Here is a 14009-nt window from a genome sequence, read left to right on the forward strand (position 1 = left end):
CATCACCTTCCGGACACCCCCTGAGTAAAACGCTTGAGGCGGCGGCACAAGAGGGATTCGCCCAAAAGGGTTGCAAAAGGCTTATCGAATTGTGTCTTTTTCGTCGCAGATCAGCGGGTTTGCGCCAGAACCACCCGGTCACGCCCGTCCATATCCTGCAGGATGCGGACCCCAACAAAGCCTTGCGCCTTAAAGATCGCGGCGACATCCGCACCTTGCGTCCAGCCGATCTCGACCATCAACCGCCCCCCCGGTTTCAGATGGGGTCCGGCATCGCGTGCGATCACCCGATAGGCCGCCAGCCCGTCACTTTCATCGGTCAAAGCCATACGCGGTTCATAAGCCAGTTCCGGCGCCAGATCCGCCATCTCATCCAGCGCAATATACGGCGGATTTGATACGATCAGGTCAAACTGCCCCCCAACGACTGCAAACCAATCGCTTTCGATCAACGCGCAGCGATCTTCAACACCATGGGCCGCCGCGTTTCGCCCCGCGACAGACAGGGCTGCACCAGAGATATCTGTACCAATCCCCGTGGCTTTGGGACGCTCTGCCAGCAACGTCACGAGGATGCACCCTGTGCCAATGCCAAGGTCGAGAAGATCCTCGAAGTTCTCAGAAAGTGCCGCCTCAATCAGCGTTTCCGTTTCCGGGCGCGGATCAAGAACCTCTGGTGTCACCAGAAAACGCCGGCCAAAAAACTCGCGCCACCCCAGAAGATGGGAGATCGGTTTGCGCTCAGCGCGCTCCATCGTGTCTGCAAAAAACGCTGCTTCCGGGACATCTTCGAGGGGGTCCCGCAGATGCAGGGTCACGCGCCCCACATCGACACCAAGGCTCGCGGCCATCAGCTTGCGTGCATCCCGCGCAGGATCTGGAATCCCGGCATCTTTCAGCATTTGCGTCGCAAGCGTCAACGCAGCCTGAACGTTCACCCGTTCATCTCCGCCAGCATGCGTGCCTGATCGTCAGCAGTCAGCGCATCCACGATCTCATCCAGATCACCGCCCATCACCGCATCCAGCTTGTAAAGCGTGAGGTTGATCCTGTGATCGGTCATGCGCCCTTGCGGAAAATTATAGGTGCGAATGCGTTCAGAGCGATCGCCAGAACCCACCTGACTGCGTCGATCCTCTGATCGCTCGCTGTCAATTCGCTGCCTCTCTGCGTCATAGAGCCGGGTTTTCAGAACCTGCATGGCAATCTCACGATTGCGGTGCTGGGATTTCTCTGAGCTGACCACCATGATGCCCGTCGGCACGTGCAGAATACGTACGGCAGAATCGGTGGTGTTGACGTGCTGTCCGCCAGACCCGCTGGCGCGCATGGTGTCGATGCGCAGATCGCCCGGCTCAATGTGAATGTCCACATCTTCGGCTTCGGGCAAAACAGCCACGGTTGCCGCCGACGTATGGATACGCCCACCACTTTCAGTTTCCGGCACACGTTGGACCCGGTGCACACCCGATTCATACTTCAGCCGCGCAAAGACGTTTTCGCCCTTGATATGCCCCACAACCTCTTTAACACCGCCCAGTTCGGTCAACTGTTCCTCGATGATCTCAAACTTCCAGCCACGGGCTTCACTATAACGTTGATACATTCGCAAAAGGTCGCCCGCGAATAGCGCGGCCTCGTCCCCGCCTGTGCCGGGGCGAATTTCGATCATTGCCGGGCGTTTGTCAGCCTCGTCCTTGGGCAACAGCGTCAACTGCAGCGCATGTTCGGCCTTGGGCAAACGCTCTTTCAGGATTGGCAGCTCTTCTTCAGCCAGTTCCTTCATGTCCGGGTCATCCAGCATCAGCTCGGCCTCTTCGAGGTCGGCCACCAGCTGGCGATAGGCCGCGATTTGCTCGACCACGGGTTTCAGGTCGGCATATTCTTTGGCCAGCGTCGCAATATCCGCGCCCGCTGTGCCTTCTGCCATCTGCGCTTCGAGAAACTCGAACCGCTGGGTGATCTGTTCTAAACGCTCTATCGGAACCATGAGGTTAAGTGGGACAAACCGCTGGCTTGGTCAAGGGGGCGGATTACGGTATGATGTGGTCATGAAACGGCTCATCCTGATCCTGACCCTTGCGGCCCAACCCGCCATTGCCGATTACAATCTGAACGGCAAGGTTATCGATTGCTATTGTACGGACACCGAAGGCGCCCGCGTCGATGTAGGCGAGTCGATCTGCCTGCATGTGGATGGACGGAGTTTCATGGCGCAATGCCAGATGTCGCTGAACGTGCCTATGTGGCGTGAAATTGCCCCGGCCTGTCTGTCGTCAGAGATGCGCCCCGGCTCAATAGGCGGTCAGAGCAGCAATCCAGCGCTCGACACGCTTCCGGTTGACGTCAAAATCCTTGCGACCAAAACGTGAGCGCGCATAGATCACCAGATCTTCACCATCCTGAATAACCGTCGTGTAGTCGGGAAATCCCATCATGCGGGTCCGCGAGATATAGGTGACTTTACCTTCATCAACAGCCCCCGCAAGAACGGCAGACCGCGGGTCTGAGGTGATTACAGAATCCATCCTGCGCAATCCGCCTGTTCCCGTACTGATCCGACGGATCACTCCATTGCGAAAGGTTTTGTCCACGGATGAGCTGGGGTCTACGTGCCAAACATTCGGGTCACTTGGTGCCAATCGTACAAAGGCAAACACACCTAAAAAGGCGAGGAGGAGTATCCAGACCAGCGTCATGCGCATAAATCCTTGCTTTCAAATCTTTTGGGGTGATCACGACGCAAACACCGTTACACACCAAAATAACAAATAAACATACCAACGCCAATGCGCCGCGACCACTGTTTATAAGATAGGGCAGACCTGCCATTTCCAAGGCTCATCACAGTTTTTTTATGGGTTCTGTGATGTTCAGAATGTGGCAGTTAGCTTGGATTGGTCGTCATTTTTGCCTTTGGCCTGCGCCCCATATGCTCAGCAACTCTGTTGCAACATGTGCCCCTGCGATTGCTGTGGCACCGGTTGTGTCGAAAGGCGGAGAAACCTCGACAACATCGCCCCCAACCATGTTAATGCCTGCAAGGTCACGCAGGATCGCAGCCGCCTGACCCGAGCTGAGGCCGCCCCAGACCGGCGTTCCGGTACCAGGGGCAAAAGCTGGATCAAGACAGTCAATGTCAAAGGTCAGATAGGTTGGGTGATCGCCAAGGATCGACTTGATCTTGGCCACAACTGCGGCAGGGCCGGTTTCATGCACCTCGCGCGCGTCGATGGTGGGAACTCCCAAATTATCCTCATTGGTGGTGCGAATTCCCACCTGAATCGAGCGTTTGGGGTCAACGATTCCCATTTTCACGGCCTTGTAAAACATCGTGCCGTGATCAATCCGGTCCATATCATCGTCCGCCCAGGTGTCGGAATGGGCATCAAACTGTAGAAGCGAGATCGGGCCATACTTCTCGGCATAGGCCTTGAGAATGGGGAATGAGATATAGTGGTCACCACCCAGCGTCAGGCTGGCAACGCCAGCATTCAAGATCGTGCGGATGTGGTTTGTCAGGCGGTCGGGAAAGTCACTGACTTTGGCGTAATCAAACGCAACATCGCCGTAATCAATGATGTTAAACTCGTCCATCACGTTGAAATCCCAACCATAAGGCGCATCAAATGCCTGTAGTGCCGAGGCTTCGCGTACCGCGCGCGGACCGAGCCGCGTACCAGTTCGGTTTGTCACCGCCTGGTCGAACGGGACACCCGTTACAGCGATGTCAACGCCGGTCAGATCCTTGGTATAGCGACGTCGCAGGAACGAAGTCGCACCACCAAAAGTGTTTTCAAAGGAACAGCCACGATTGTTCTGACGGGTAAAGGCCTCGTCTACTTGATTGCTTGCGTCTTCCAGTCCCATTGCGATCGTCCTTGTTCAAATCACATAATTTGATCAAATTCTGACAACCACCTTTTGAAAGGTCAAGTGTTTGTTTGAGTGACCGCACAAATCTGCGGCCGCAGGACGCCTCCGGCGGGAGTATTTTGGCAACACGAAGCGCAAGGTTGGGCGCGGCTCAGAGAGGTTGCGCTTTTTCCACCAACCGGGCGAAGTAGGACGCGCCGATGGGCGAAATCTCATCGTTGAAGTCATATTTGGGGTGGTGCACTCCCGGCCCTTCGCCCTGCCCCAGGAAAAAATAGGCACCCGGGCGGGCCTCAAGCATATAGGCAAAGTCTTCGGCGCCCATTTCCATACCGGTATTTGCGTTCACCGCATCCTCACCAGATACCTCGCGTGCAACTTCTGCAGCAAAGGCAACTTTATCGGCATCGTTGACCGTGGCCGGGTATCCCTTGTCATAGCGCAGAGTCGCCTGCACGTCATAGGCCGCCGACTGTCCGGTCACGATGGCCTCCATCCGGCGAATGATCATCTCTTGCACGGCCGGATCAAAAGTGCGCACCGTGCCATTCAAGTAGGCCGTGTCGGGGATCACATTGTCTGTTGAACCTGTGTGAATCTGCGTCAGAGACACCACCGCTTCGCCTCGCGTGTCGTGGTTCCGGCTGATGATGGTTTGCAGGGCATTGCCAATGGCCAGCGCTGCGACGACAGGGTCCGCGGTGTCCTGCGGGTAAGCGCCGTGGCCGCCACGCCCTTGTATATCAACGTGAAACTCATCCACTGCCGCCATGATCGGGCCTGGAGTGGAGTAAAAATGCCCAACCTCAATTTCGGGAATGTTGTGCAGGGCATAGACCTGATCCACCCCAAATCGGTCCATGATGCCTTCTTCAACCATCACGCCAGCCCCGCCGCCACCTTCTTCGGCGGGCTGGAAGATCAAAGCAACCTTGCCTGAGAAGTTCCGCGTTTCTGACAGATACTTCGCGGCCCCCAACAGCATGGTCGTGTGTCCGTCATGACCACAGGCATGCATCGCGCCGTCCACAGTTGACGCATAGTCCAGCCCGGTCATCTCAGGCATTGGCAGCGCGTCCATATCTGCCCGCAGACCTATTGTGCCGCCGGCGCCCTTGCCATTGATGATTGCGACCAGCCCAGTTGTCGCGATGCCTTCGTGGATCTCATCCACACCAAACTCGCGCAGGCGCTCAACCACAAATGCTGCCGTTTTGTGGCAATCGAACTCAATCTCAGGGTTGGCGTGGAGATGGCGACGCCATGTTTTCATCTCATCTGCAAAGGCAGCAATGCGGTTCACAACGGGCATGGGCTGGACTCCGGTCAAAGGTTCATTTGTTATGCGACAGAACACTGTTGATGAGAGAGTTGCAATGGCCGAAGACCCGCTGATCCTGAACCCAAATGGCGGCATGCCCCGACTGATCGAGATTATGCGCCGCCTGCGTGATCCGGAAAATGGCTGCCCCTGGGACATTGAACAGGATTTCAGCACCATTGCGCCCTACACCATCGAAGAAGCTTATGAGGTCGCCGATGCCATCGAACGCGAGGCCTGGGACGAGTTGAAGGGCGAGTTGGGGGACCTCTTGTTCCAGTCCGTGTTTCACGCGCAAATGGCCAGCGAACGCGGCCTCTTCACCTTTGACGAGGTGGCCGACACCATGTCAGACAAAATGGTTGCGCGGCACCCGCATGTCTTTGGTGACGAAAGCCGAGAGAAATCCGCCGAGCAACAGACCCGCGACTGGGAAACGGTTAAGGCGGCAGAACGCGCAGGCAAAGCGCAAACTGGCACATTGGACGGTGTGGCGCTGGGTCTACCTGCCTTGTTGCGTGCCGTGAAACTGCAAACACGTGCGGCGCGCGTGGGCTTTGATTGGCCGGACATCTCACAGGTTGTCGACAAGATCGTTGAAGAAGCTGGAGAGTTGGCAGAAGCGCGCGACAAACTCAGTCAAACCGAGATCGAAGAAGAGTTTGGTGACATGCTTTTTGTGATCGCCAACCTCGCGCGTCATCTCAACATCGAACCCGAAGCGGCCCTGCGTGCCACCAACGCCAAATTTGTGCGCCGATTTGAGGCGGTCGAAACAAAATTGGCCGCACTTGGGAAACGCCCCGAAGACAGCGATCTGGCTGAAATGGATGCGCTGTGGGATGCTGTGAAAGCCGACGAGAAATCACGTCAGGAATGACGATTAACTAATTGAATAGAAAGGTAACCTGATGGACGTTCCGTTTAAGACCACGCGCATGCTGAACTTTGGCGATTGCGATATTTCTGGCACCGCCTATTACCCCGCCTATCTCAACATATTGAATGGGGTAAACGAAGAGTTTTGGTTAGAACTTGGCTACCCCTGGCACGAAATCATCTGGAAGGAACGCTGGGGCACACCGACCGTTCACATCACCTCGGATTTCTCTAGCCCGTCCTTCTTTGGCGAAGAACTGGAATTCGAAGTCAGTGTCCTGAAAGTGGGTCGGTCTTCGGTTTCCGTTCACCACGACATCAGCTGCAAAGGCCAGAAACGCTGGTCATCAACACAGGTGCTGGCTGCGTCGGATCTCGACAAACACACATCGATGCCCTGGCCAGATGACGTGCGTACCGCATTAGAAGCATGCCTGGTGAAAGAAGACCCGGCCGAATAAGGCCGTTTTACCGACGGAACTGATGAGCCCCGCCCGTCCCGGCGGGGCTTTCTTTTGATCCACGTCAAATACCCAACTACTTTATTCAGGTATTGACCCGAGTAATTTAGTCGGGTACCTCCCGACACCAGAGAGAAACGCAATTGAGAGTGAGTCGCATGATCACCAAACTGAAATCCGCAGTCTTTGCCGCCACGGCCTTTGCCGTCGCCGCGCCGGTGCTGGCCGAAGAGGTCAACATCTATTCTTACCGTCAACCTGAACTGATCAAGCCGCTCACCGATGCCTTCACCGCGGAAACAGGTATCAAGGTCAACGTCGCCTACCTCAAGAAAGGCATGATCGAACGGATGCAGGCCGAGGGCAAACGCTCGCCAGCCGATCTTGTTCTGACCGTGGACATCTCGCGCCTTGCTGGCGTTGTGAATGCCGACCTCACCCAGCCCGCAACCAGCGATGCTCTGACCCAAAACGTGCCCGAGATCTATCGCGACCCGGAAAATCACTGGTTCGGCCTGACCACCCGTGCGCGGATTGTTTACGCGTCGAAAGAGCGTGTGGCCGATGGCGAAGTCACCACTTACGAAGACCTGGCTGACCCCAAGTGGAAGGGCCGCATCTGTACCCGTTCGGGCACCAACGCGTATAACGTCGCTCTGACCTCGGCCGTCATCCACCACCACGGTCAGGAAGGTGCCAAGGCATGGCTCGAAGGCGTCAAAGCTAACCTTGCCCGCAAACCCCAAGGTAACGACCGCGCACAGGTCAAGGCAATCTGGGCCGGAGAATGCGACATTGCGATCGGCAACACCTACTACATGGGCAAGATGCTGAGCGACGACGAGCAGAAAGCCTGGGCAGAAAGCGTCAACGTGTTGTTCCCTGTCTTTGAAGGCGCCGGTACACACGTAAACATTTCGGGCGTTGCCATGGCCAAATACGCACCAAACCCCGAAGCTGCCTTGAAGATGATGGAATTCCTGACCTCACCCGAAGCACAGGAAATCTATGCCAAGGCCAACTTTGAGTACCCGATCGCACCCGGCACCGCGGCAGATCCGTTGGTACAAGGTTGGGGTGAGTTCACTGCCGACGACGTCAACCTGATGACCTTGGCGGGGCACCGGTCGACTGCTCTGAAGATCACCGAAGAAGTTGACTTTGACGGCTAAATCTCAGCAGAAATCCACCACAAAGGGACGCCTCAGGGCGTCCCTTTTTCTTTGGTGATTTCGCTCAGTCCCGGCAAAATCTGCTGCACCAAATCTGCGGAAGGTCCGTTTGGAGAATACACAGCGTAACGCGGTATTTCGAAACACTCCCAACCAGTTACGGGATGCAGCTTATGGGCCATCCTGGCCGGAAGGCAGGTCATCCCGGAACGACGTGCCAGATAGTGCCGGGCCATCAGCGCGTTTCCAAGAAACAGATGCCCGGACCGGTCGCCAAGTTGCTCAAGAACCGCCGCATCATACTCTGGCCCAAGCTGCAGATTAAGAAACAGTGGCAAATCGCTATCCGCGAGATCGCAAGGCTCTGAGGCCACCAGCACCATGCGTTCAGGTGGCATAGTCATATAGTCCAGCCGTTGACCTGCCGGTTTTTCACCTGTGATAATCAGATCAACGACACCATCCCGAACCATGTCTAACCCGTTGCTCTCATGATCGAAATTCAGGCTGAGGGGCAGTTTTTCAAGCGTCTCTTCGGCCCAGATCGTCAGATCAACCAGCAACCCGTCCCAGATCGAGAGCTGACATCCCAGACGCAGTGCGATCCGCCCGGCAAACTGCCGCCCCAGTCCGGCCCGAACCTGGTCCCATTGGCTTAGCAATTGTTCAGCATGGGGACGCAACTGCACGCCGGCCTCTGAAAGACGTGTGCCTCCCGGACCACGTTCGAACAGTGCCACCTCAACCGCCTCTTCCAACGCCCGGATACGCGCACTGACCGCGGCCTGTGTGACGTTCAACCGTTTTGCCGCCCCATGAAAACTCTGGGTATCGGCCACGGCCAAGAATGTTCGCAGTAGTTTTCCATCCATAGCTGATAACTAAATCCGATTGATTTGATAAAAACAATACGTTTTGTCTATCAGGTATCCTTTGCTATCCCTGCCTCAAACAGGACAACAGGAGGCATCCCATGCTCGACAAATCACACAAACCCACATGGACCAGCTTTGAAGAGGCCACGCAGGCCGACTGGGACGCAGTGATGGATTATGAAGAACAGTTTAACGCCGAACTGGTCGACCGCATTATCACTATGCTGAAATCGCTGGACGAGGATTGGACCCCCTACCCGATCAATCGCTACCACCATTGCCTGCAGGCCGCGACCCGTGCCCATGCGGATGGTGCGGATGAGGAAATCGTGATCGCAGCGCTGATCCATGACATTGGCGACATCCTGTCCCCATACAACCACGGTGAACTCGCCGCTGCGATGGTGCGCCCCTACATGAGCGAACGCGCCCGCTGGATCATCGAACATCACTGTGTGTTTCAGGGCTATTACTACAACCACATGCTGGGCGGAGACCGCAACGCGCGCGAAAAATACAAGGACAGCCCCTATTACGAGGACGCCGTCTATTTCTGCCACAACTACGATCAAAACGCCTTTGACCCGAACTATCCGTCAAAACCGCTAGAGTTTTTCGAGCCGATGCTGCGCCGGGTGTTCTCGAAGTCAGGTGGGCATATGGAGTTGAACGAAACTGCTGCCGAATGAGGGGAATTTGGATTTCATGCCGTCCTCCCATCTACAAATGGTCCCGTCTACAAAATCTGACGTAGGCGCGGACCAACCTCTTCAAAGCCTTCGCGCAGATAGAACTGTAATGTGCGGTTCCACGCGGGTTGATCTGGTGCACCCACCTCAAACCGCTCCCATCCACTTTGCTGCGCCACGCGCCGTGCCTCGGCCAGAAGCGCCACGGCTACGCCACCCGAGCGGTTGTCGGGCGTTACATACAACTCTGTAATCTGGCCAAACCGACCTCCAGCATAGATCGCCGCACACTCGTTCAGCATCAACACGCCAATGGGCTGATCGCCCGCTTCAGCGATCAGCGCGATCACCACCTGCTCAGTCATCAAAGTGCGCGTGGTGGTCAACAGCGGTTCTGGATCAACCGCCGTGCCACCCAGCTCTTCAAGCAACCCCTGGACAAGTCGCGCCACATCCGGCGCGTCACGTACCGTTGCTTTGCGAGTCGTTACACTGCCTGATTGTCCCATTTCGCACTCCAATCCTGACTTTTGATCAAATTATGGGTGACTGGCGTGTGGGTCAATCTTGGTGTGCGGCGTCTGCTTTCACCTCGCCAGGGCGAAAACAATTTGCACTGTGTAAAATCTTGGGCCTAGGCTCGCACCAACACATCCAACAAGGCCAGCATCATGGACAAATCAAACCGACACGCCTTTGAAACCCGCGCCATCCACGCCGCACAAGAGCCCGACCCTCAGACCGGCGCCGTGGTGACACCCATCGTTCAGGCCTCAACCTTCGTTCAGGACGGTATCGGTGAAAATCGCGGCTATATCTATGCCCGCGCCGGAAACCCCACGCGGGACACGGTGTCCAAGTGCATCGCCGATCTAGAAGGCGCCGAGGCCGGGTTTGTTTTTCCTACCGGGTTGTCCGCCGCGGCCACGATCCTTGAGTTGTTGGATGCGGGCGCCCATGTCGTGGCACATGGCGATCTTTATGGCGGAATTCATCGGCTGTTGACCCAAGTGCGCATCCGTTCAGCCGGGTTCAACGTCACCTTTGTTGATTTCTCGGACACTGATGCCGTGCGCACTGCCACGACGAAGCAAACCGCGATGCTGTGGTACGAAACTCCTTCGAACCCGACCTTGCGCATTGTCGATATTGCCGCAATCTCGCAAATCGGACGTGAAGTTGGCGCGTTGACGGTCTGTGACAACACCTTTTGCTCGCCTTATCTACAAAATCCGCTGGCCTTGGGCGCTGACATCGTGATGCATTCGGCGACCAAGTTTCTCTGCGGGCATTCCGACATGATGGCGGGCGTGGCCTGTGTTGCCTCGCATGTTCCCGCCGAGATCACCGAGCGTCTGGGGTTCCTGCAAAACTCGGTTGGCGCCGTGTTGTCGCCCGTCGACAGCGCACAACTGCTGCGCTCGGTCAAAACCCTGCCCGTGCGGATGGATCGCCATTCCACCAATGCCCGCGCCGTGGCAGAGCATTTCGCCGAGAACCGGGATCGCTTTGGCCTGAGCGACGTGCGTTATCCCGGCCTGCCCGATCACCCCGGCCATGAGATTGCGGCCCGCCAGATGCGGGACTTTGGGGCGATCGTCACAATCTGCGTCAATGGGGGGGAAGAACGCGCCAACGAGGTGCTGAAACGCACCTCACTGTTTCAGTTCGCAGTCAGTCTCGGCGGTGTCGAAAGCTTGATCCAGCACCCCGCATCTCTGACCCATAAAACCATTCCCGAAGCCGAACGCGCCGCTGCGGGTATTTCCGGCGGGATGATCCGCCTGAGCGTCGGCATTGAGCACGTAAATGACCTGATTGCCGATCTGGAAGAGGCCTTTCGCTAGGCGTAGTTAATCGCCCGAGTTTACTTCCCCGCTTGGGGCTGCCACTCTTTAACGGCAAAGACAGGAGAGGCCCATGGCGCCGCGCAAAATCATCATCGACACTGATCCCGGTCAGGACGACGCCGTTGCCATCTTGCTGGCACTGGCCAGCCCTGATGAGATCGACGTTCTGGGGATCACGGCCGTCGCGGGCAATGTGCCGCTGGCTTTGACCGCCAAGAACGCCCGGATCGTCTGTGAACTGGCCGGAAAACCAGAGACTTTGGTTTTCGCAGGATGTGATCGCCCCCTGGGTCGTGATTTGGTGACAGCCGAGCATGTGCACGGCAAAACCGGGCTGAACGGTCCTGTTCTGCCGGACCCGACCATGCCCCTACAGGACCAGCACGGCGTCGACTTCATCATCGACACGGTGCGCGCCCATGACCCGGGCAGCGTCACCTTGTGCCCGCTGGGCCCCCTGACCAACATCGCTATGGCCTTTGAAAAGGCCCCGGATATCATGGAGCGGGTGCAGGAAATTGTGCTCATGGGTGGGGCGTATTTCGAAGTTGGCAACATCACGCCGGCGGCAGAATTTAACATTTACGTCGACCCGCAAGCTGCTGGTATTGTGTTTAAATCCGGCGTGCCGATTGTTGTTATGCCGCTGGATGTGACCCACAAGGCGCTGGTCACCAGACCCCGCAATGACGCGTTCCGGGCGATCGGCAACGAGGTCGGAACCGCTGTTGCCGAGATGACCGATTTCTTTGAACGCTTTGACAAGGAAAAATACGGCTCCGAAGGCGCACCGCTGCATGACCCCTGCGTGACCGCCTATCTGATCCAGCCCGAGCTGTTCACCGGCCGTCATATCAACGTCGAGATCGAAACCCACAGCGAACTCACTATGGGCATGACCGTCGCCGACTGGTGGCGCGTCACCGACCGCCCCCCTAACGCCATGTTCATGGGGGACATCGACGCGGACGGCTTCTTTGCCCTTTTGACAGAAAGGTTGGCCCGCCTATGAGCACCGCCCTGCATCTGGCCCGTCCCGAAGACCTGGACCGTCTTGTTCCGTTGGTCGAGGCCTTTCACTCGGAAGAAGGCATCCTTCAAGACGATGAGATCCGGCGCGGCGCGCTGTTGCCCTTGCTGGATGGCAGCCCCCTGGGCGCGATCTACCTGATCGGCCCAACCCGCGCGCCGGTGGGGTATGTCGTGGTGACCTTTGGCTGGTCGGTCGAATTTGGCGGTATGGATGCCTTTGTTGACGAGATTTATATTCGCCCCAAAGTTCGTGGGCGTGGCATGGGTGGCGATGCGCTGATGGCGCTGGCCGGCGCCTTGGGCGATGCGGGCGTGCGGGCTTTTCACCTTGAGGTCGACCGCGAGAAAGAGGCCGCACAACGCCTGTACCAACGGGCTGGTTTTCAGCCGCGGGAACGCTACATGTTGATGACACGCAAGCTCTGACCGGGTCCCATGTTGCACATTCCTTTTGACAATTCTTACGCACGCCTTCCGGCGTCTCTTTTCACGCGCCAGAACCCCGAGCCCGTTAAGGCCCCGGAATTGCTTGCGTTTAATCACTCTCTGGCGCGCGATCTCGGAATCTCAGGCGATCAGGATATCGAAGAACTGGCCACCGTCTTTTCCGGAAACGCCATTCCCGACGGCGCCGAACCCTTAGCGCAGCTATATGCCGGGCATCAATTTGGCCATTGGAACCCGCAATTGGGCGACGGGCGCGCGATCCTTTTGGGCGAAGTGCAGGGCCGCGACATCCAACTCAAAGGCTCGGGCCGCACGCCCTACTCGCGCAATGGTGACGGGCGGGCCTGGGTTGGCCCAGTTTTGCGCGAGTTTGTGGTGTCTGAGGCCATGCATGCCCTCGGCATTCCCACAACCCGCGCCCTGGCAGCGGTCGCAACCGGCGAGATGATCCAACGCGAAACTGCGCTGCCCGGCGCAGTCCTGACCCGCGTGGCAGCCAGCCATATCCGCGTTGGCACGTTTCAGGCCCTCGCAGCGCGTCAGGATTACACCGGCCTGCAGGCCCTTTTTGACCACGCACGCGACCGCCACGACCCAGAAGCCAAAGACCCGTTGGAGTTTTTGAACGGCGTGATCGAACGACAGGCCCAACTGGTCACAAAATGGATGAATGTCGGCTTTATCCACGGCGTCATGAACACCGACAATTGCAGCATTTCGGGCGAAACCATCGATTACGGCCCCTGCGCCTTTATGGACAGCTACGACCCGATGACGGTGTTTTCTTCGATTGACCGTCAGGGCCGCTACGCCTGGGGCCGCCAGGCCGACATCATCGTTTGGAACATGGCGCAGCTGGCCACTGCATTGGTACCGCTGATGCCGGATCAGGATGACGCCATCACAAAGTTCACCTCAGCCGTGCATGCCATGCCGGAACGCCTGAACAGCTTGTGGAATGCTACGCTTTTGCGAAAGATTGGAATATCCGATCCGCGGTCTGGTGATCTTGATCTGGCCAAACAGCTTTTGACTCTGATGGCCGCGCAAAGCGCTGATTTCACAAATACATTTGCTGCACTAGCCAGTGACACCGCCGGAGATCACTTTGTGGATCGTGAGGCGTTTGAAGTCTGGGCCAAAGACTGGCGCGCACGCCTGAAAGACGAAACCGCGGCACAAGACACGATGCGCGCCGCCAACCCACTTCTGATCCCGCGAAATCACCGCATCGAAGAGATGATCCAAGCGGCCGTCTCTGGAGACATGGCGCCATTTTCAAGGCTGATGCAGGCCTATGACACGCCGTTTGAGGTCTCAACCGAGAGCCGGGACCTCACCCATGCGCCCTTGGATGGCGAACGGGTCCACGCCACCTTTTGCGGCACCTGAGCGATCGTATTGCCC

At 57.2% G+C, this 14009-nt stretch carries 16 protein-coding genes; 9 read left to right on the top strand and 7 right to left on the bottom strand.

Translation table 11 applies throughout. The features are described from left to right. Nucleotides 1-110: 110 nt before the first annotated feature. Both prmC and prfA read right to left on the bottom strand, forming a co-directional pair. Nucleotides 111-938 carry a peptide chain release factor N(5)-glutamine methyltransferase gene (gene prmC, locus Q0932_RS18180; protein WP_299356267.1) on the bottom strand — a complete coding sequence of 276 codons (828 nt, stop codon included), beginning with the start codon at nt 936-938 and terminating at the stop codon, nt 111-113. Next, entirely contained in the window at nt 935-1990 is a 1056-nt protein-coding gene (prfA, locus tag Q0932_RS18185) for a peptide chain release factor 1 (protein WP_299356269.1), read from the bottom strand. Before prfA ends, prmC begins: the two co-directional genes overlap by 4 nt. A gap of 61 nt (nt 1991-2051) precedes the next feature. Between prfA and Q0932_RS18190 the strand changes: the two genes are divergently transcribed. Further along, nucleotides 2052-2372, top strand: coding sequence for a hypothetical protein (locus Q0932_RS18190; RefSeq protein ID WP_299356271.1), 321 nt, complete (start codon nt 2052-2054; stop codon nt 2370-2372). On the opposite strand, the gene Q0932_RS18195 is transcribed toward Q0932_RS18190, so the two are convergent. The 3 genes from Q0932_RS18195 to Q0932_RS18205 all read right to left on the bottom strand — a co-directional run bounded on the left by Q0932_RS18195 (nt 2295) and on the right by Q0932_RS18205 (nt 5188). Next, the gene (locus tag Q0932_RS18195; RefSeq protein ID WP_366141430.1) at nt 2295-2699 is read right to left on the bottom strand and encodes a DUF1499 domain-containing protein; all 405 of its coding nucleotides are present in this window, start codon (nt 2697-2699) and stop codon (nt 2295-2297) included. The two genes, Q0932_RS18190 and Q0932_RS18195, sit on opposite strands and share 78 nt — an antisense overlap. Nucleotides 2700-2904: 205 nt before the next feature. Further along, complete coding sequence (speB, locus tag Q0932_RS18200) at nt 2905-3870, bottom strand: agmatinase (protein WP_299356275.1); 966 nt, start codon at nt 3868-3870, stop codon at nt 2905-2907. A gap of 157 nt (nt 3871-4027) precedes the next feature. After that, a complete protein-coding gene (locus Q0932_RS18205) occupies nt 4028-5188 on the bottom strand; it encodes a M20 aminoacylase family protein (RefSeq protein ID WP_299356277.1) in 1161 nt (386 codons plus the stop codon). A 64-nt stretch (nt 5189-5252) separates the two neighbouring features. Between Q0932_RS18205 and mazG the strand changes: the two genes are divergently transcribed. The 3 genes from mazG (at nt 5253) to Q0932_RS18220 (ending at nt 7709) form a co-directional block, all read left to right on the top strand. Next, nucleotides 5253-6077, top strand: coding sequence for a nucleoside triphosphate pyrophosphohydrolase (gene mazG / locus Q0932_RS18210; RefSeq protein ID WP_299356279.1), 825 nt, complete (start codon nt 5253-5255; stop codon nt 6075-6077). A 31-nt stretch (nt 6078-6108) separates the two neighbouring features. After that, entirely contained in the window at nt 6109-6537 is a 429-nt protein-coding gene (locus Q0932_RS18215; protein WP_299356281.1) for a thioesterase family protein, read from the top strand. Nucleotides 6538-6695: 158 nt separating this feature from the next. Further along, entirely contained in the window at nt 6696-7709 is a 1014-nt protein-coding gene (locus Q0932_RS18220; RefSeq protein WP_299356283.1) for a Fe(3+) ABC transporter substrate-binding protein, read from the top strand. Between the two features lie 32 nt (nt 7710-7741). On the opposite strand, the gene Q0932_RS18225 is transcribed toward Q0932_RS18220, so the two are convergent. Further along, a complete protein-coding gene (locus Q0932_RS18225; RefSeq protein WP_299356285.1) occupies nt 7742-8581 on the bottom strand; it encodes a LysR family transcriptional regulator in 840 nt (279 codons plus the stop codon). Nucleotides 8582-8682: 101 nt separating this feature from the next. Between Q0932_RS18225 and Q0932_RS18230 the strand changes: the two genes are divergently transcribed. Next, nucleotides 8683-9273 (top strand): HD domain-containing protein, encoded by a 591-nt coding sequence (locus tag Q0932_RS18230; RefSeq protein ID WP_299356287.1) that lies wholly within the window; start codon nt 8683-8685, stop codon nt 9271-9273. A gap of 47 nt (nt 9274-9320) precedes the next feature. On the opposite strand, the gene Q0932_RS18235 is transcribed toward Q0932_RS18230, so the two are convergent. Then, nucleotides 9321-9782 (bottom strand): GNAT family N-acetyltransferase, encoded by a 462-nt coding sequence (locus Q0932_RS18235; RefSeq protein ID WP_299356289.1) that lies wholly within the window; start codon nt 9780-9782, stop codon nt 9321-9323. A gap of 162 nt (nt 9783-9944) precedes the next feature. Between Q0932_RS18235 and Q0932_RS18240 the strand changes: the two genes are divergently transcribed. The 4 genes from Q0932_RS18240 (at nt 9945) to Q0932_RS18255 (ending at nt 13994) form a co-directional block, all read left to right on the top strand. Beyond that, nucleotides 9945-11120 (top strand): PLP-dependent aspartate aminotransferase family protein, encoded by a 1176-nt coding sequence (locus Q0932_RS18240; RefSeq protein WP_299356291.1) that lies wholly within the window; start codon nt 9945-9947, stop codon nt 11118-11120. A gap of 73 nt (nt 11121-11193) precedes the next feature. Next, on the top strand, nt 11194-12135 hold the full coding sequence (locus Q0932_RS18245; RefSeq protein WP_299356294.1) for a nucleoside hydrolase: 942 nt from the start codon (nt 11194-11196) through the stop codon (nt 12133-12135). Continuing rightward, on the top strand, nt 12132-12581 hold the full coding sequence (locus Q0932_RS18250) for a GNAT family N-acetyltransferase (protein WP_299356296.1): 450 nt from the start codon (nt 12132-12134) through the stop codon (nt 12579-12581). Before Q0932_RS18245 ends, Q0932_RS18250 begins: the two co-directional genes overlap by 4 nt. Nucleotides 12582-12590: 9 nt before the next feature. After that, nucleotides 12591-13994 carry a protein adenylyltransferase SelO family protein gene (locus tag Q0932_RS18255; RefSeq protein WP_299356298.1) on the top strand — a complete coding sequence of 468 codons (1404 nt, stop codon included), beginning with the start codon at nt 12591-12593 and terminating at the stop codon, nt 13992-13994. The last annotated feature ends 15 nt before the right edge of the window (nt 13995-14009 follow it).

Origin of the sequence: uncultured Shimia sp. (assembly GCF_947498095.1) — a bacterium.
Taxonomy (GTDB): Bacteria; Pseudomonadota; Alphaproteobacteria; order Rhodobacterales; family Rhodobacteraceae; genus Shimia.

Coding starts and splice junctions, on each gene's coding strand:
- prfA (WP_299356269.1), bottom strand. CDS start 1,990: ATGGTTCCGATAGAGCGTTTAGAACAGATCACCCAGCGGTTCGAGTTT.
- Q0932_RS18190 (WP_299356271.1), top strand. CDS start 2,052: ATGAAACGGCTCATCCTGATCCTGACCCTTGCGGCCCAACCCGCCATT.
- Q0932_RS18195 (WP_366141430.1), bottom strand. CDS start 2,699: ATGACGCTGGTCTGGATACTCCTCCTCGCCTTTTTAGGTGTGTTTGCC.
- speB (WP_299356275.1), bottom strand. CDS start 3,870: ATGGGACTGGAAGACGCAAGCAATCAAGTAGACGAGGCCTTTACCCGT.
- Q0932_RS18205 (WP_299356277.1), bottom strand. CDS start 5,188: ATGCCCGTTGTGAACCGCATTGCTGCCTTTGCAGATGAGATGAAAACA.
- mazG (WP_299356279.1), top strand. CDS start 5,253: ATGGCCGAAGACCCGCTGATCCTGAACCCAAATGGCGGCATGCCCCGA.
- Q0932_RS18215 (WP_299356281.1), top strand. CDS start 6,109: ATGGACGTTCCGTTTAAGACCACGCGCATGCTGAACTTTGGCGATTGC.
- Q0932_RS18220 (WP_299356283.1), top strand. CDS start 6,696: ATGATCACCAAACTGAAATCCGCAGTCTTTGCCGCCACGGCCTTTGCC.
- Q0932_RS18225 (WP_299356285.1), bottom strand. CDS start 8,581: ATGGATGGAAAACTACTGCGAACATTCTTGGCCGTGGCCGATACCCAG.
- Q0932_RS18230 (WP_299356287.1), top strand. CDS start 8,683: ATGCTCGACAAATCACACAAACCCACATGGACCAGCTTTGAAGAGGCC.
- Q0932_RS18235 (WP_299356289.1), bottom strand. CDS start 9,782: ATGGGACAATCAGGCAGTGTAACGACTCGCAAAGCAACGGTACGTGAC.
- Q0932_RS18240 (WP_299356291.1), top strand. CDS start 9,945: ATGGACAAATCAAACCGACACGCCTTTGAAACCCGCGCCATCCACGCC.
- Q0932_RS18245 (WP_299356294.1), top strand. CDS start 11,194: ATGGCGCCGCGCAAAATCATCATCGACACTGATCCCGGTCAGGACGAC.
- Q0932_RS18250 (WP_299356296.1), top strand. CDS start 12,132: ATGAGCACCGCCCTGCATCTGGCCCGTCCCGAAGACCTGGACCGTCTT.
- Q0932_RS18255 (WP_299356298.1), top strand. CDS start 12,591: ATGTTGCACATTCCTTTTGACAATTCTTACGCACGCCTTCCGGCGTCT.